Genomic DNA, 18240 nt, shown 5'->3' on the forward strand with positions numbered 1-18240 from the left:
GAGGACAGACTTCGTCCAGAGAAGTCAGAGGTAAATCGTCTTCTTGGTTCTAACGAGAAGATTCTTCAGCTCACAGACTGGAAGCCTCAGTACACATTCGAGCAGGGTCTTGCTGAGACAATTGAGTTCTTAAGACACAACTTAGATAGGTATAAGGTAGATATTTACAATATTTAATTCACTTAGGGGAATAATGAAGATACTAGATTTTTTTAAAGGCTATAGAAATATAGCCTTTAGGATTTTAGCCTGCATTTATTCTGCAGTGCTTTTCTATTTAAACTATATAAGAGTGTTTGATGTAAACCTTTGGGGCGACGAGGCCTACACAGCCTGGATTATAAAATATCCTGTAAATCAGCTGATTGATTACACCGCCGCCGATGTACATCCACCACTTTATTACATTGGACTCAAGGCCTTTTGTGGAATCCTTGGCCAGAGGGCGACTGTATTTCATTTCTTCTCAGTTTTAGCCCTTGCCTGTATGCTGATATTTGCACTTACAGTTATCTGGAAGGAATTTGGTCCAGCAGCATCACTGATAGTGATTACATTCACATCTATCTCAGATGCAGCACTTAGATTCAATGTAGAAATCAGAATGTATTCATGGGCAGCAGTATTTGTATTTTTAACATACTATTTCACCTACTGCCTTATCAAAAGACCGGCAATAAAATACTATGTGGGATTTTCCATAGCATCACTTGCCGCAGCATATACACATTATTATGCCTTGGTAGCAGTGGCTTTCTTCTATGCATATTTGCTTATCAGAGCCATTGTCTACAAGAGAACAGAGCTGATAAAGACATTGATTGTCAGCGGTATCGCTATTGCAGTTTATCTGCCATGGCTCACCAAGCTTATCAGCTGTTTCACTGCCAGAATTGACAACTACTGGATAGCAGAATACTCATCATTTTCAGAGTGCTTCAGCTATCTGTTCTCAGACCACTTCACATTTGGAATGTGGTTTGTAATTATATTAATGCTTGTGCTCACAGTGCTTTATGAGACTGGCTTTGCCACTGTAGAAAAATCAGAGGCGAGAGAGTACAAGGTAAAATATGGAAACAAGATTCATTACTCAGAGACTGTTGAAGTCATTATTGCCGGCCTTCTTTCAATCGCTGGCACTATGGCTACAGGCATTTGGATTTCAGCACTTGTAAGTCCATTCTTTGTAACCAGATATATCTATGTGGTGGCACCTGTTGCCTGGCTTATCTTGGGAATTCTTTTCTCAAAGATGAAAATGAGAATCCTTTGGACACCAGTATTTCTGGCATTCACATTGTCCATGCTGATTCCAGCCTACAAAGAGATTTACTATGGTGATGTTGATATCATGAACCGCACACAGTTTGTACTGGATGTGCTGGCTTATGTAGATGGTGATGATATGATTATCACCAACTTTGGCGGAGACGAGCTGCCTATGTACTATTTTGATGGCAAGCAGTACGTCAATGATGCCGACATCAACAACATGGAGCTTGTTGATAATGAGGGTGTTACCAACTGGATTATTGTAGGTGACAACTGGTCAAATGAAGAGATTGTAAACAAGGTTTCCGAGCAGGGCTTTGGCTGTGATTTGATTCTCAGCGAAGGAATGATTGGTACCGCAAGAGTTTGCATATATAGATGCTATAAACTGTAATAAATACTTTGGAGACAACATGGAAAATGTATTTATAAAAGAAGATGACACAATTTTACAGGCTATGAAGACTTTCGATGAGAGTGCCCGCAGAACTGTTTTCATCGTAGATGAAAAAATGAAGTTGATCGCTGCACTTTCAGAAGGTGATGTGCGCCGTTTTATTCTTTCAGGTGGAGATTTAAATAATAAGGTTAGCGAGATTGCCAACTACACTCCTAAGACTTTAAAGGAAGACGACATCGATGGCGCAAAGGAATTCCTTAGCCATTACAATATCGAGGGTGTTCCAATCGTAGATGATAACGGCATTGTTATCGATACAGTATTCTGGAGCGCTGGAAAGCGTAAGCATAAGAGCAGCCTTTCAACACCTGTAGTTATGATGGCAGGTGGAAAAGGCACACGTCTTTATCCATACACAAGAATCCTTCCAAAGCCACTTATCCCAGTGGGAGAGAAGCCTATTGCCGAGCTTATTTTCGACGGTTTTTCTGAGTATGGAATCAACCGCATGATTATGATTGTAAATCATAAGAAGAACATGATTAAGTCTTACTTCGGTGAGGTGGAGAAGCCATATTCCATCGAGTATGCCGATGAGGATACTCCTCTTGGAACAGGCGGCGGACTTTCACTTCTACGTGGAAAGCTTGATGAGACATTCATTCTCACAAACTGCGACATCCTTATCGAAGATGATTATTCTCTTATCTGTGAACATCACAAAAAAGAGGGCAATGTTATCACTATGGTCTGCTCTCTCAGAAATTTCCAGGTGGCTTACGGCGTTGTAGAGTTTGGTGAGCACGGAAATATCATCGATATGAAAGAAAAGCCAGAGTTCAGCTTCTTTACAAATACAGGTATCTACATCGTAGAGCCCGAGGTGTTTGATTACATCAAAGACGACGAATTCATCGGTTTCCCAGATATCATCAACCGTATCAAGGAAGATGGTAAGAAGGTTGGCGTTTATCCAATCAATGAGAATTCATGGATGGATATGGGCCAGCTGGACGAACTCAGTAAGATGGAAAACAGACTTAGAGGAAAATAAAAGAGGGAATTAGTTTGGAAAAATTAAAAGCTTTTTTTACCGACATGAATAAAGAAAAAGCACTTAAGCTTGCTGCTGTAGTTCTTGCAGCAGCAACTATTATTTATAGTGTTTATTTCTACTTTGCAAACTGTTTCAACAGTGCAGCAACAAAAAGAACAAATTTCTACTATGGAATTATCTTCCTGGTAATATTCGCAATTACGATATATCTTTTGAGACTTCTCATTTTAGATAAAGAATGGAACTACCCAAGATTGTTCGTAATCATGGCTCTAGCCTGGACATTTTGTATGCAGCTGGTAATGCCTCCTATCTCAGGTGTTGATGAGGTGGCTCACTACTACAGCGCATATCACGCATCAAACATTATGATGGGTAAAAAGGACCACAATCTTAGTACAGATTCAAGCAACCCTAGCGTTTGGGTGCAGGATCAGTCCTTTTTCTACATGAGAGCAGAGGATTACTATATGCTCCCATATCTGGATGTAACATTCCCATATCAGTACCCTGTACTTGCCAATGGCAACTGGATTAAGCATGCCGAGGATATGCAGGATGATATAGAATGCCAGATTGCACCAGCAAAAGCATCAAGATATCTGGTATCTGGTTTTGGTATAACCATCGCAAGATTACTTGGCTTTGGATTTGCCGGCGTAATTTTCATGGGAAGATTTATGAACTCACTGTCTCTGATTATTGCAGGCTGGATAGCGCTGAAGCTTCTTCCTGTCGGAAAGCATCAGTTCTTTACTTTTGCATTATTCCCTACAGTGATTCACCTTTGCAGTTCTTATTCTTATGACAATATGAGTATCCTGTTTTCACTGGCATTACTCACACTTTGTTTATATTATAGCCAGCCACATGTAAAGCTTCATGCATGGGATTTGATTATCCTTGGAGGCTGCGTACTTATTCTTATTCCAAATAAGACAGTGTACGCGTTGTTTGCAGTATGGATTTTTGCCATCCCTCTCAAGAAGTGGTGGTCAGACGTAATCCTCAGCAAAAAGTGGTACGAATATGGAATTATTCTTGCCATTGTTCTAGGCTGTGTATTTGTAGTAAGAAAGATTTTTATAAAGTATTACTACATGATTGGAAATCAGGTCTTCTGGAAATATGCTGGAGAGACAATCGAGCAGGACGGTTCAAGAGAAGCATGGACCTGGTATTACTTCACCACTCACAAGATGGAAACACTTAAGTTTGCCTGGGATGGAATCAAGGTAGACTTCTGGTTCAATATAAAGCACATTGTTGGTAGCGAATTGGGACATGTAATGTTAAATGCTCAGGTTCCAATGGCTTGCGTTATCACAATGTTAGCCCTTTTGATTATTGGAATTATTTTCATCAAAGGTAAGAGAATCAAAAAGTGGCAGATAGCAATTATCATTCTTGGTATTTTATTCTGCCTTGTAGCCATTTTTGTAGGCTGTATGACTAGATTTACACCGCTGGACAGCCAGAGAATCCAGATTTCATTCAGATATCTGATTCCACTTTACATGGCCCTTTGCATCGTGCTTGGTACTGATGCAAAAGAAAACAAGCTGGCCCTTTCGCTTATTTACATTCAGAATCTTGCACTTGCATTTTCAATGTGCGGATTGCTTTATTTCTTATTCCATTTGAGAGATGGAATGCCAGCTCCGTTTTAATAAAAAAATTAATTAGAGAGAATATATGAAAAAGCATATTTTAATAGTTTGCCAGTATTTTTACCCTGAGCCATTTCGTATAAGCGATATTGCTTTCGAGTGGGTAAAAAGAGGATACAAGGTTACTGTGGTTACAGGTTTACCTAATTATCCTGAGGGGAAGATTTATCCTGGCTATGGATTGTTCAAAAAGAGAAGAGAGACCATCAACGGGGTGGATGTTATCCGTATCCCATTGATACCAAGAGGAAAAGGGAAGTTTGGTCTTGTGATGAATTATTTCAGCTTCCCATTCTTCGGATTCTTCTGGAATCTATTTACTAAAATTAAAGCGGATGAGGTGTTCATGCTGGAGACCTCACCGATGAATCAGTGCAAGGTAGGCGTGGCATATGCAAAGAAGCATAATGTGCCATGCTACTTGTATGTTCAGGACTTGTGGCCTGAGAACGTGGAGATGATCACAGGAATCCACAGCCCACTTGTAGTAAAGCCAATCGAGAGAATGGTTAGAAAAATCTACAAGGGCTGCACACATATCTGGGGCACCAGCCCAAGCTTTGTGGAAGCTATTCGTAAATACGTAGACCCAGCAGAGCATGATAAGGTCAGCTTCTGGCCACAGTATGCTGAGGAGTTCTACGAGCCAAAGGAGAAGAAAGCCCACAAGGGATTCAATGTAATCTTCACAGGAAACATTGGACAGGCCCAGGGATTGGAGATTCTTCCAGAGGCTGCTTCCATCATTCGCAAGGAAGGTATCAAGGATGTACGCTTTACCATCGTAGGAGATGGAAGAGCACGCCATACATTTGAGGACAGCATCACAAAAGCAGGGGTATGGGACTTATTCGAGTTCACCGGCCGTGTAAAGGCTACAGAGGTTCCGGATTACCTGGCTACAGGAGATGCAGCATTCCTTTCTTTTGCAGATGATGACCTTTTTGCAAAGACTATTCCAGCAAAGCTTCAATCATACATGGCCTGCGCAATGCCTATCATTGCCTCAGCCAAGGGTGAGACAGTCCGCGTCATCACAGAAGCAGACTGCGGTATGTGCTCAGACATCGGAGATGCAGAAGCACTTGCCTGCAACATCATCGCAATGCGCAATCTCTCAGCATCCCGCCTCACAGAAATGAGTGAGAATGCATACGCATACAACAAAGAGCACTTCTCTAAGAAGAAGCTGATGGATGAGATAGATGTGTATATGAGATAAACTTCTATGTAAAAAACTTTACATAGAAGTACAGAACTTTTAAACTTTAAATGAGGAATTTTGAAATGAAAACCGCATTTGCTACAGTTATTTACAAGCAGGCGAGAGAGTATCTTGATGATTTTTTGAAGTCTGTGGATGAGCAGACTGATAAAGACTTTGATTTATTACTAGTTAATGATAATTACAATAGTAATGAGTTAGAGGAAATTCAAACTATACTTGAATCATTAACAATAAATTACAAGATATTAGATATAAGCCAGCAAAAGTTATCTATAGCTGGGACAAGAATAGAAATGCTAGGGTGTGCCAAGGATTTAGGATATGATTTGGTGATACTTGGTGATGCTGATGATACTTTTAGTGTCGACAGAGTAGCAAAATATAAAAAAACATTTGAAGAAAATAAAGATGCTGCTTTTTTCTATAACAAGTTAATCTTTGATAATGGTAAAGATGTTTTTAAGGTAATGCCTAAGCGAATTGATAGCATTAAGGCTATATCACAATGTAACTTTGTAGGTTTAACATCATCAGCTATCAATATGAATTCAGAGATTATTACTCAGGAATTCATAGATTCTTTAAAAGAAAGTGATAGCCCTGTATTCGACTGGTACCTGTTCTCGAGAATAGTTCTGGCTGGAGGAACAGGAATATATGTAGAAGATGCAGCCAGCATATATCGTATTTCCGATAATAACATGGTGGGAGTATCCAGAGATGTTAAAAAGGAATATGATGTTAAAAAGGTTCATTATTCTAATCTTGCTAAAAAGGATAAGTACTTTGAAGGATTGCTAGAAAAGCTAGAAAGATTAGATATAAATAGATTAGGAGAAAATCCAAATCACCAGGGTTACTGGTGGAGTGATATTCAAATGGAGGAATAAATATGAGATTTAATTATCAGGCAATGGTAGAAGGAAATCAGAGACCATACATTATTGCAGAGCTTGGTGCTAATCACAACGGTGATATGGAGCTTGCCAAGACACTTATAAAGACAGCAAAGGAGTGCGGTGCTGATGCAGTAAAGCTTCAGTCATGGACCGTAGACGACCTTTTCTCAAAGAAGAAATACGAGGACAACTATTTCCTCGGCGACGATTACAGAAACCGTACAGACTATTCTCTTAAGACTGTTATGGAAGCTTATGCAGTAAACAAGGAGCAGCACTTCATGCTTCAGAAGTACTGTGAGGAGCTTGATATCGATTTCGTATCTACACCATTCTCAATGGCTGGCGCAGATATGCTTGTAGATGAACTTCACGTTCCATATCTTAAGATTGCATCACTTGATGTAGATAACATTCCATTCCTTAGACACGTAGGTAGCAAGGGTGTTCCTGTTGTTATCTCTACAGGTCTTACAGGTATGGATGATGTATGTGCAGCTGTTAGAGCTCTTGAAGAGGGTGGCTGTCACGAAATCGTTATCCTTCACTGCGTATCTATGTACCCACCAAAGGATGAGCAGGTGAACCTTAACAACATCGATATGTACAACATGGTATTCGATTATCCAGTTGGTTACTCAGATCATACAATCGGAACAGTTGCTCCAATCATGAGCATCGCAAAGAACGTATGCATCATCGAGAAGCACTTCACAATGGATAAGAACATGGAAGGATGGGATCACAAGGTTAGTGCAGACCCAGCAGAGCTTAAGGCTATCTGTGATGCAGCTCGTCAGGGTTATACAATGCTTGGTAACTACCACAAGGTAGTAGTAGAGGATCAGAACCGTCGCGACGAGTTCAAGCGCTCAATCGTAGCTAAGCACGATATGCCTGCAGGTCACGTTCTTACATTTGATGACCTCGACTACAAGCGCCCAGGTACAGGAATCTCTCCAAAGTACTATGAGGCACTTATCGGCCGCGAGCTTAAGCACGACGTAAAATATGATGATATCTTCACATGGGGTGATTTCTAAAATGATAGCATTTATTCCAGCTAGAGGCGGCTCAAAGGGCGTCCCTGGAAAAAACATAAAAGAACTTTGCGGCAAGCCTCTTATCGGTTACACAATAGAGGCCTGCAAGAACGCAAAGCACATCGACAGAGTCATCGTCACTACAGACGACGAAGACATTGCAAGAGTTGCAAAGGAGTTTGGCGCTGAGGTTCCATTCATGCGTCCAGATTACCTTGCCAGCGACACAGCTTCAGCTGTAGATGTATATATTCATGCAGCAGAGTTTGTAATGAATGAGACAGGCGAAAAGCTTGATAAGTTTATGGTGTGCCTGCCTACAGTTCCTTGCCGTGATTCACATCACATCGACGAGGCTATAGAGAAATTCCAGGTAGACAAAAGCACTACACTTATTTCATTTACAGAGGCTGAGGTGCCACCAGGATGGTACCACGTGGTAGATGAAAATGGTCGCGTTAGCAATGCAGGTTTTGGAGCAGCAGGTTCCAACATTGCAAACCGTCAGACAAACGCCACATTCTATATCCCTAACGGAGCCATCTACATTTTGGATTACGAGCTCCTCAAGGAAAAGAGAACCTACTACTGTGACAACACCACTACTTATGTGATGTCACGTGAGGATTCTGTGGATATAGATTATCCAATCGACTTCGAAATTGCAGAGCTTATGATGGAGAAAAAACTAAATGACAATAATTAGAGCTATTCTGTTGCTCTTGAACTTTTCACTGGTTCCACTGGCAATAGGCAGGCTAATTACATATAAGGCAAAAAGTGGTTTGATAGCTGAGTATCTCATAGGCTTTTTTGGAAACCTTGGTATTTTCTATATCATATTTGCCTTTTGCAACTGGTATCAGGTGTGGAACACCTTTAAGGATCCTGTAATCGGAGCCTTCTCCACACTGACTTACATCTACATCGGTGTGATATCAGTACTTGTATTAGCATGGTTCTGGCTGGACAGAAAAGCCATTAAAGGAAGCGTAGCCTACATCAAAAACAAAATTAATTGTTTATTAGGTTCCATTAGAAAAGATAAATTTGTTATAGTATACATTATCGTATTTACGATAATTCTCGCAGCCCAGTTATACTTTGCATTTAAGTATCAGATTAATCAATGGTCTTACGACGATTACGATTATGTGGTATCCAGTAAAGACACTGTAAGCAGCGACACACTTACATATGTAAACTTCATTACCGGTGCTCTTGCAAACATTGCTGAAAAAAGAGCAGCCACATCATGGGTTACATATATTGCATTCCTTTCAAGGATTTCAAACTTTGAAGTAACAACACTGAGCCACACATTACTGCCAGTGCTCCTTGTATTGATTGCATATTTGACTACGTACTACATAGTAAAATTTTTATTTAAAGAGATGGACAACAGACTCATTGCAATGATTCTCATATCACTTGCCTACGTATTCGGTCTGTACTCACACTACTCCAACACCTTCAGACTGCTTGGAGCAGTATGGCAGGGAAAGGCTGTATTATCAGCAATAGCCATCCCATTTATGACAGTCTATCTCATGAGACTCTATGCAAAGGAAGTAAAGACAGCTTACATGCTTCCTATTGCAGCAGTATCTTTGGGCGCCTGCTCACTTACCATCCTTGCAGGATTTTTCGTTTCAATCGTAGCCTGTGTAGCCTGGTTTGTGATGTGCATATACCATAGACGCATATACGGATTGAGATACCTTGCAGCCAGCCTTTTTGGACCGGCATTTTTAGGTGTGTTCTATCTGATGCTATGGATGCTCCAGAAGGATATGCAGAGCTTTGACTTTAAATACTTTAAATTCAGAAAAGTACCAGACACATAGGAGTGTAAATGGACTGGATTAATTACTTTATAGATGTCACCAGGAACTATTGGGGAAGCTTGGGATACCCGCTGCTTTTCGCAATAGGTCTTGTGCTGATATTTATTTTTGAAAAAGAAAAAATAAAACGATACGTATTCCTTTGGTACACAGGATTAGTATTGGTTTTCATATACAATCCAATTACACTTTTCCTTAGCAGGAAATATTTGGAACCATCCACCTTCGATCAGTACTTTTTAAGATTCTTCAGTCTGATTCTGGTGATGGTAATTATTGGATATGGAATTACCATTGGCCTTGGAAAATTAAAGGGCGGTAAAAAGCTGATAGGTGTCATGGCAGCATGTGTGGCCATAGTAATCCTGGGTCGCTGCATTTACGCCGAGGATTGGTACACAAAGGCAGAAAACCGAAACAAGGTTCCACAGGATGTGGTTACTATCTGCGATTTGTTTGCAGATTATGAGGAAGATACAATCAGAATAATGGCACCACAGGATGTAGCAGTTTATCTGCGCCAGATGGACAGCCGTTTTTCTATGCCTTACAGCAGATATATAGCTGACGAAGCCTACGAGCTCACAAACCTCAAGCCAGAGGTGGGAGATGTGGCCGAGTACGCAAGGGCAAATGATGTTGATTATGTGGTTGTTTCAGCCATAGATGATATTTTAAATGCTTACCTGAACTACGGATTTACATTGTATGGCCGCACACCTAATTATGCGGTGCTGATTCCAAACAATCCAAGATGGGTCCTTACAGAGTACGAGGACGAATCGGGAGATCAGGGACTGGCATACTCACTTAAGAATCTCAGGGATGGTACATTCATCCTGATAGATGGAGGAAATGCTGGCAACGAGCAGCAGATGCGCGATGTGATTATGGAGAATGGCGGCGTGGTAAATGCCTGGATTCTCACCCACTATCACAAGGATCACATCGATACATTTAATGCCATCTATGAAAATCCTCAGGGGATCAAGATTATAAACATCTACGCAACACCACTTGATGCAGACACATTCTACAGCCTGAATCTTCAGGAATGGGATGACGTGGATACTTACGAGAAGTTCCAGGAAATCACAAAGGATGCTGAAAACATCAACATGGTAAAACGAGATGATGAGCTGACATTCTCAGATGGATTGAAGCTGACATTCTTTAATGCAATGGATGATGTGGTTTTAAATTCAGAAGGTCGTGAGGACATTCCAAATAACGACTCTCTGGTTTTCAAGATTGAGACCAAAAATCGCAGCGCACTTATCTGTGCCGATGCCCACAGCAAATACATTGCAGATTATCTGGTAAAGACATACGGTGACAAACTGGATTCTGATATCCTACAGTGCGCTCACCATGGAAATAACAGCATGCCTACAGAGACAGGCTTTTACGAGGCAGTTTCTCCTGAGGTGGCAATATTTGATGGTCCTGATTGGCTGATGACCAGCGCTGATTACACAGCAGGCGCTCTGGCATCTTACCTGAAGGATCTGGGAGCGAGAATCGTCTGGTATAAGACAGCTCCAAATGTTTTTGGTTTCTAGCAAGGAGATAATGGAATTGAAAGAAACTCTTTTGAAAAATAAGAAATATATAACCATGTTTTTGATTACAGGAATTCTTTTCGCTCGCTGTAATCTGGGATTGTACTACGGCGGAGTATATGTCCTGATAAATCTTTTATTTAACGGACTTGCAGCACTGTTTTGTGCACTGCTTTTCACCACAGACAAGGTTCCAATGAAAAAGGCCCTTATAAGTCCGGCTATTGTATGGATACTGCTTTTTTCTACCATGGTTTTCATATACGGACATTTCAAGCTATTTACAGCTGCAGATTATTACAGCCGAATGATTACAATCATGACTGCACTTCCAGCGATTCTTATTTTGACACTGTTGTTTTATAATAAGGATGATGTGTTTGATATCCTTTCAGTGAGCGGTTCGGTGATTATCATCACCACCCTTATCACAAGCCTTTGCTACGATTACGTATGGGGCGAATGGCTGATGGGAATGTACTCCCGCGTAGGTTCCACACCTGCCGGTGGAGTTATCGATACAGGAAATCTTGTGCTGATTCTTTTAATACCTATTTTTTATCAGCTCATTATTTTAAGAAAAGTAAAGCAGTATCTCTGGATTACCATCATCGGTATCTTCGAGATTATTGCTACTGGAGCAAAGTCTTCAGCGTTTCCAATCGTATTCGTATTTGCGATAATGATTATCGGTGCTTCGGATGATATAAAGATTATCAGAAGAAATCTTATCATCCTTATTGTATTAGGCGTGGCTGCCTTTGCAGCTATTATGGTTGTGCCACCTCTCTACGGAGTACTTGGCTACAGAATAGCAGAGCTATTTACAGGAATGGCTAGCTCAGGCGAGCCTGATTTACACACAAGCACAGGCCAGCGTATGGCCATGATGGCAGGCTTCAAGGCTCACTTCTGGGAGAGCCCTATCTGGGGTCACGGCTTCTATTCATTTAGAGAGATGCCATACTCAGCCATCGAGGAATATCACGAAGGCACAGAGATTGCCTACAGACATGTGCAGCTTCACATGAACTTCCTGGAGGTATTGTTCTCCTACGGAATCGTGGGCTTCGTGCTTTATTACTGGTTCCCAGTGTATGTTGCAATCAAAGCTTTCAAGTCCAACAAGACAGCAAAGATTATGGTATTTTCAATCATGATTTCTTTCTTCTTCATGGATTTGGGAATTGATATGTATTACAAATATTTGTTGCCATATTATTCATATTTCTTGGCATACTTCTTTATGATCAAAGGACAGCGTAATGGCTTCAAAGCAGTAAAAGGGTGAAATAGTGAAAAATAATAATACTATCAGAAAAATCGAAAGCATAATTGAATTAGTTGTACTCACATTAATCTACTACTATGTATGGCGTAATTTCATTTTCGACAAGCAGTATTTCTGGCCAATGGTAGGACGTGGAAAATACGTGCTGATGGGCGTGTATTTTATTCTTGTGCTTGTAATCACACATCTTTGTGAGGGATTCAAGTACGGAATTCTTAAGATTGCAGATGTTCTTTTTTCACAGTGGATTGCAGTGACAATTGCAAACCTTGTTACATATCTGCAGCTTTCACTTATGGCAAACGTGCTTATTCCTGCAGGTCCATTACTTGGACTTACACTTATTGATTTTGTGGTTCAGGGAATGTTCGTATATACGTTTTTTGCCATCTACAACAAGCATTCAGAGGCCAGCCGTCTTCTTATGGTTTATGGAAATAAGGAGTCTGTTGGATTAAAGCTAAAGATGGATACCCGCGAGGATACTTACAACATCAAAAAGCTTATCAGCGTAGATGAAGGCTTTGATGCTATCTTTAAAGAGCTTGAGAATTATGATGGATTAGTTATCTCAGATGTTAGTGCTGAGCAGCGTAATGACCTTTTAAAGCACTGCTACATGCACAACATTCAGACATATATCACACCAAAGATTTCCGATGTAATCATCGGCGGTGGCGAGGATATCCACCAGTTTGACACTCCACTTGTAAGAATCAACACAACAGGTCTTACACCTGAGCAGGAGCTGGTAAAGAGATTTTTCGACATCGTGCTTTGCGTGATTGCTTCAGTGGTACTTTCACCACTTATGCTTATCATTGCAGCAGCTATTAAGCTGGAAGATCACGGCCCTGTATTTTACAAGCAGGCTCGTGTCACAAAGGATGGAAAGGTATTCGACATCCTTAAGTTCAGAAGTATGGTGGAGGATGCTGAGCAGCGTCCAGCCACAGATGACGACGACAGAATCACAAAGGTGGGACACGTGATCCGCGCTACACGTGTGGATGAGCTTCCACAGTTGTTTAACATTATAAAGGGAGATATGTCTATCGTAGGTCCACGTCCTGAGAGAACTGAGCACGTGGAGAAATATACAGAGGCTATCCCTGAATTTGAATTCCGTAGCAAGGTAAAAGGAGGTCTTACAGGCTTCGCTCAGATATACGGAAAGTACAACACATCCGCTTACGACAAGATTAAGCTGGATTTGATGTATATCGAGAATTACACTTTCCTTTTGGATGTAAAGCTGGTGCTTATGACCATCAGAATCCTTTTCAAGAAGGAGAGTACAGAAGGTTTTGATAAGGTAGTTTCAGCAGACGAAATTTTAGCGTCTCTTGAGGCTGAAAAGAACAAGACTGGAGATGAATAATAAACTATGAGAATATTGCATTTAGCATTGGCTTCTCACTTTACAGTGGGAATGTTATATCAGGAGAATCAGATGATTGAGTGCCAGCGTGCCGATGGACACGAGGTGTTGCTCATCACTGACAGATGGCACTTTGAGAGAGGCGAGCTTGTGAAGGGTCCAGAGGAGGACACTATCATGGACAACGGTGCTCACCTTATCAGACTTAGCTTGGACAGAGTAATGTGCTCAGAGCTCTGGACAGAGAAGACTCAGAAGTGCAAAAAGGTAAGAGGACTCATCGAAGAATTCAAGCCAGATACAATCCTTTTCCACGGAATGAGTGGATATGAGATTATGACTGCAGCTGATTATTGCAAGGAACATCCAGAGTGCCTTCTTTTCATGGATTGCCACGAGGACTACAGCAATTCAGCCAGAAATATTATCAGCAAGACTTTCTACAAGGTTATTCACGGACACTTCATCAGCAAGGCTATGCCTGAGATTGATAAGGTTCTTTACCTTGGCGCCGACATGCGCAACTGGATGAATGACCTTTACAGAATTCCAAAGGAGAAGCAGGAGTTTATGGCTCCAGGCGGAACCCTTTACACAGCTGAGCAGCAGAAGAATGCCCGCCAGGAGATTATCAAGAAATACGCTCTTCCACAGGATGCCATCATCATGGCTCACTCTGGAAAGCTTGCAGCTCCAAAGCGTACAGCAGAGCTTCTTCGTGCATTCAAAAAGATTGATGACCCTAGAATGGCAATGTTTGTATTCGGTTCTATTCCAGATGATATGGAGCCTATCATCCGTCCACTTATCGAGGCAGACAGCAGAGTACATTTCATGGGTTGGAAGGTAAATAAAGAAATCGAGGAATTTCTCGCCGGCGTAGATCTCTACTGCCAGCCAGGTAGCCAGTCTTCCACATTCGAGACAGCTATGTGCTGCGGATGTGCAAACATGGCTTATCCATTCGAGACATACACAGACGACACATACACAGACTGCAACCATGAGAATCTTTTCTTCGTTGAGTCTGAAGAAGATATTGAAAATGTATTCAGAAAGATTTCTGAGAACGTGCAGCTCCTTGAGCAGGTAAAGGCAAAGTCATTCTCTTTCGCGAGATTAAATTTTGACTATGCGGTGATTTCAAGAAGAATATATACACTATGATAGATTTAAAAGACAAAAATATTTTAATTATAATGCCAAAGTTTTACTCATATCAGTCTAAGATGAGAGAGGACTTGGAGGCGCGTGGAGCCCGTCCAGTTTTTTATGATGAGGAACCAGATAAGACAAAGTTCTTAATCTTAAAAAACCTTGGAGATATCTTTCATAATCCAAAGATATTTGATGGCTTCAATAAAAAACTTAAGAATAAGATTCTTTCTGAAATGCCATCCGGTGGCTATGACTATCTCTTAGTCATCAGAGGAAATGTTCTTTCAGAGCAGACCATTCATGAGCTGAAAAACAAGGCATTAAAATCATCAGGAAAGTCCATTTATTATTCATGGGATTCCTTTAAGAATCTCCGCCACAAGGGAGAAATCGGACGCCTCTTCGACTGGAGAGGAACCTTCGATTCGGTTGATGCTAAAGAATCAGAGCTGGGGTATGAGCTGCTGCCACTTTTTTATTCTGATGAGTTTAATAATACATCAAATGAAAATATAGAATATAAATATGACTATGTATCGGTTTCCGCTTACTTCCCATTCCGCTACCGATACTTCAAAGCATTCAAAGAAGCAAACCCAGACAAAAAGCTTTGCCTGAAGATATTTTTAGACCCAAAGGTTTACCGTGGCAAGAAGCTAAAAGATCCAAAGCTTGTAAAGGATTTGGATATGGATATCATCAGTTTTGAACCATTCTCACCAGACCAGATTAGAGATATGGTAAGAAATTCTAAGGCAGTCCTTGATTTGGCACACGAGGCCCAGCAAGGTTTAACAATGCGCACAATGGAAACTCTGGGAATTAAAAGAAAACTAGTTACTAATAACATATATTTACGTGACTATGAATTCTATAATGAAACTAATGACTTGATTCTTACAGACCTGGCTGCAAAAGCAGACAAGGCAGAGCAGACAGGAGACTATAGTGCATTCACACTCCCAGGCTCTGAGTGGCTCGACCAGCCATATCTGGAGAACGAGGAAGTGCGACAGAAGTACAGTATTCATTCGTGGATTGATAAATTATTCGAGGTATAAAACATGAAGTATTTAGTTACAGGTGCAAACGGATATATAGGCCAGGGAGTCGTAAAGACAATGCTGGACCTTGGTGCCGAGGTAGTAGCTACAGATTTCCATACAGATGAGGTGGATGAGCGTGCAAAGCGCATCGACGCAGACCTCTTCACTTTGGATGACCCATATGGTTATTTTGAGAAGCCGGATGTGGTGATTCATTTGGCATGGCGCGACGGCTTCCGCCACGCTTCAGAAAACCACATGAAGGATTTGCCAAACCACTATGCTTTCATCGAGAAGATGTGCAAGGCAGGCATCAGAAAGATGTGCGTCATGGGCACCATGCATGAGATAGGATTCATGGAAGGCTGCATCAAGTCAGACACTCCATGTGCTCCACAGTCTCTCTATGGAATCGCAAAGAACGCCCTTCGTCAGGCTACAGTCCTTGCCTGTAAAGAAAACAATGTGAAGCTCCAGTGGCTCAGAGGATATTATATCGTGGGCAACACTCACAGAGGTTGCAGCATTTTCTCTAAGCTTACAGCAGCTGCTGAGGCAGGAGATGAGACATTCCCATTCACAACAGGCCAGAACCAGTTCGACTTCACAGACTATGATTTATTCTGCGAGCAGGTGGCAAAGGCCAGCATGCAGGATGAGGTTCTTGGAATCATTGAGTGCTGCACAGGCAAGCCTATGAAGCTGGCAGACCGTGTTGAAAAATTCATTACAGATAATGGATACAACATCAGTCTTGCTTATGGCACATTCCCTGACCGCCCATACGACTCGAAAGCGGTGTGGGGAGATTCACGCAAAATAGATAAGATACTTATGAACTGGAGATAAACATGAAACCAACTCTATACATAGTAATCCCTTGCTACAACGAAGAGGCTGTACTTCCAATCACAGCCCCTCTGTTTTTGGCAAAGATAAATGAATTAGTAAGCCTTGAGAAAATCTCAGACCAGTCCCGCATCATGTTCGTAAATGATGGTTCTAAGGACAGCACCTGGGAAATCATCAAGGATTTGGCGAAGCAGGATGAGCATTATGTGGGCATCACCCAGAGCCGCAACCGCGGTCACCAGAATGCAGTTCTTGCAGGCCTTATGGAGGCGAAGGAGCTTTGTGATATCACCATCTCCATCGACTGCGACGGACAGGATGATATCAACGCCATGAACGAAATGGTAGATGCTTACGCAGATGGCTGCGAGGTAGTATACGGCGTTCGAAGCAAGCGAGATACAGACACATTCTTTAAGAGATTTACAGCAGAGAGCTTTTACAAGCTTCTCAACAGCATGGGCGCAGAGGTAGTTTACAACCATGCAGATTACCGTCTCGTTTCCAGCCGAGTGCTCAACGAATTTGCAAACTACAAAGAGGTAAACATCTTCCTTAGAGGAATGTTCCCACTGGTAGGATTTAAGAGCACCAGCGTTTACTACGAGAGAAACGAGCGTATAGCAGGAGAAAGTCACTATCCACTTTCAAAGATGCTGAGCCTGGCCTTCGACGGCATCACATCACTTAGCATCAAACCAATTCGAATTATTACAGGCTTCGGTGTATTTGTAGCATTCATAAGCCTGGTATTAATTATTTATTCTTTTGTTCAGCACTTCCTTGGCAACACAATGAGCGGCTGGACAAGTACCATGATTGCAGTATGCTTCCTTGGAGGAATCCAGCTTATCTCACTTGGAGTTATCGGTGAGTACGTTGGAAAGACCTACATGGAGACAAAGGCGAGACCGAGATACATTATTAGCGAGCGAACATACGAGGACAAATAGAAAGAGGTATTATGGGAATAATTAAGAAGTTGTATAGAATCGTAAGATACTGTTTTTTGTATACGTTTATGTACAGGAAGATGGAATCATGCGGAAGGCACACTGTAATTATTAAACCCCTCAGAGTCCATGGCTCAAAGAATATTTCCGTGGGAGATTACACATATATCTGCCAGGGCCTTAGAATTGAAGCCATAGATAGTTTTGCTAACGAAAAATTTACACCGCATATTTCAATTGGAAATAAGGTGGAGATGGGCCAGAACTGCCACATTTCCTGCGTGGACAATATCGTTATCGAGGATGATGTTATCTTCGGACCAAACGTAATGGTAAACGATTCCACACATGGATACAGACAGCCAGATGAGCCTATCGGCAGACAGCCACTTACCCATGCCCCTATTAAAATCGGCAAGGGTACTTTGGTTGGAAATGGCGCTATCATCCTTCCTGGTGTCACCATCGGCGAGTACAGCTTTATCGGTGGCGGCTGCATTATTGCAAAGGATGTGCCAGCTCATACAGTAGTTAGCAATCATCAAAATCTTGTTATGAAAGCAATTAATTAGAAGAGC

16 protein-coding genes are annotated in these 18240 nt (G+C 41.5%); all 16 read left to right on the top strand.

Annotated elements, in window-relative coordinates:
- Window positions 1–193: 193 nt before the first annotated feature.
- The 16 genes from G592_RS0101875 to G592_RS0101950 all read left to right on the top strand — a co-directional run bounded on the left by G592_RS0101875 (window position 194) and on the right by G592_RS0101950 (window position 18234).
- Window positions 194–1669, top strand: coding sequence for a glycosyltransferase family 39 protein (locus G592_RS0101875; protein WP_028246308.1), 1476 nt, complete (start codon window positions 194–196; stop codon window positions 1667–1669).
- Between the two features lie 19 nt (window positions 1670–1688).
- Window positions 1689–2729: a sugar phosphate nucleotidyltransferase gene (locus G592_RS0101880; protein ID WP_028246309.1), complete on the top strand. Its 1041-nt coding sequence runs from the start codon at window positions 1689–1691 to the stop codon at window positions 2727–2729.
- A 14-nt stretch (window positions 2730–2743) separates the two neighbouring features.
- Window positions 2744–4402 (top strand): DUF2142 domain-containing protein, encoded by a 1659-nt coding sequence (locus G592_RS0101885; protein ID WP_028246310.1) that lies wholly within the window; start codon window positions 2744–2746, stop codon window positions 4400–4402.
- 25 nt (window positions 4403–4427) lie between these two features.
- Window positions 4428–5624, top strand: coding sequence for a glycosyltransferase family 4 protein (locus G592_RS0101890; protein WP_028246311.1), 1197 nt, complete (start codon window positions 4428–4430; stop codon window positions 5622–5624).
- 65 nt (window positions 5625–5689) lie between these two features.
- Entirely contained in the window at window positions 5690–6520 is an 831-nt protein-coding gene (locus tag G592_RS0101895; RefSeq protein ID WP_028246312.1) for a glycosyltransferase, read from the top strand.
- Window positions 6521–6522: 2 nt separating this feature from the next.
- A complete protein-coding gene (locus G592_RS0101900; protein WP_028246313.1) occupies window positions 6523–7572 on the top strand; it encodes an N-acetylneuraminate synthase family protein in 1050 nt (349 codons plus the stop codon).
- Between the two features lies 1 nt (window position 7573).
- A complete protein-coding gene (locus tag G592_RS0101905) occupies window positions 7574–8278 on the top strand; it encodes a cytidylyltransferase domain-containing protein (RefSeq protein WP_051194715.1) in 705 nt (234 codons plus the stop codon).
- Window positions 8265–9419 (top strand): DUF6077 domain-containing protein, encoded by a 1155-nt coding sequence (locus G592_RS0101910; RefSeq protein WP_028246315.1) that lies wholly within the window; start codon window positions 8265–8267, stop codon window positions 9417–9419. The genes G592_RS0101905 and G592_RS0101910 overlap by 14 nt, the downstream gene beginning before the upstream one ends.
- Before the next feature lie 8 nt (window positions 9420–9427).
- Window positions 9428–10981, top strand: a complete 1554-nt coding sequence (locus G592_RS16845) for a ComEC/Rec2 family competence protein (protein ID WP_051194716.1) — start codon at window positions 9428–9430, stop codon at window positions 10979–10981.
- 10 nt (window positions 10982–10991) lie between these two features.
- Window positions 10992–12272 carry an O-antigen ligase family protein gene (locus tag G592_RS0101920; RefSeq protein ID WP_155942137.1) on the top strand — a complete coding sequence of 427 codons (1281 nt, stop codon included), beginning with the start codon at window positions 10992–10994 and terminating at the stop codon, window positions 12270–12272.
- Window positions 12273–12276: 4 nt separating this feature from the next.
- On the top strand, window positions 12277–13653 hold the full coding sequence (locus G592_RS15360; protein WP_051194717.1) for a sugar transferase: 1377 nt from the start codon (window positions 12277–12279) through the stop codon (window positions 13651–13653).
- A gap of 6 nt (window positions 13654–13659) precedes the next feature.
- Window positions 13660–14820, top strand: a complete 1161-nt coding sequence (locus tag G592_RS0101930; protein ID WP_028246317.1) for a glycosyltransferase family 4 protein — start codon at window positions 13660–13662, stop codon at window positions 14818–14820.
- Entirely contained in the window at window positions 14817–15872 is a 1056-nt protein-coding gene (locus G592_RS0101935; protein ID WP_028246318.1) for a hypothetical protein, read from the top strand. Before G592_RS0101930 ends, G592_RS0101935 begins: the two co-directional genes overlap by 4 nt.
- A gap of 3 nt (window positions 15873–15875) precedes the next feature.
- Complete coding sequence (locus G592_RS0101940; protein ID WP_028246319.1) at window positions 15876–16706, top strand: NAD-dependent epimerase/dehydratase family protein; 831 nt, start codon at window positions 15876–15878, stop codon at window positions 16704–16706.
- Between the two features lie 2 nt (window positions 16707–16708).
- Entirely contained in the window at window positions 16709–17662 is a 954-nt protein-coding gene (locus G592_RS0101945; protein ID WP_028246320.1) for a glycosyltransferase, read from the top strand.
- An 11-nt stretch (window positions 17663–17673) separates the two neighbouring features.
- Window positions 17674–18234: an acyltransferase gene (locus tag G592_RS0101950; RefSeq protein WP_028246321.1), complete on the top strand. Its 561-nt coding sequence runs from the start codon at window positions 17674–17676 to the stop codon at window positions 18232–18234.
- Window positions 18235–18240 lie beyond the last annotated feature (6 nt).

It is taken from the genome of Pseudobutyrivibrio ruminis CF1b (genome assembly GCF_000424005.1).
Lineage (GTDB): Bacteria > Bacillota > Clostridia > Lachnospirales > Lachnospiraceae > Pseudobutyrivibrio > Pseudobutyrivibrio ruminis_C.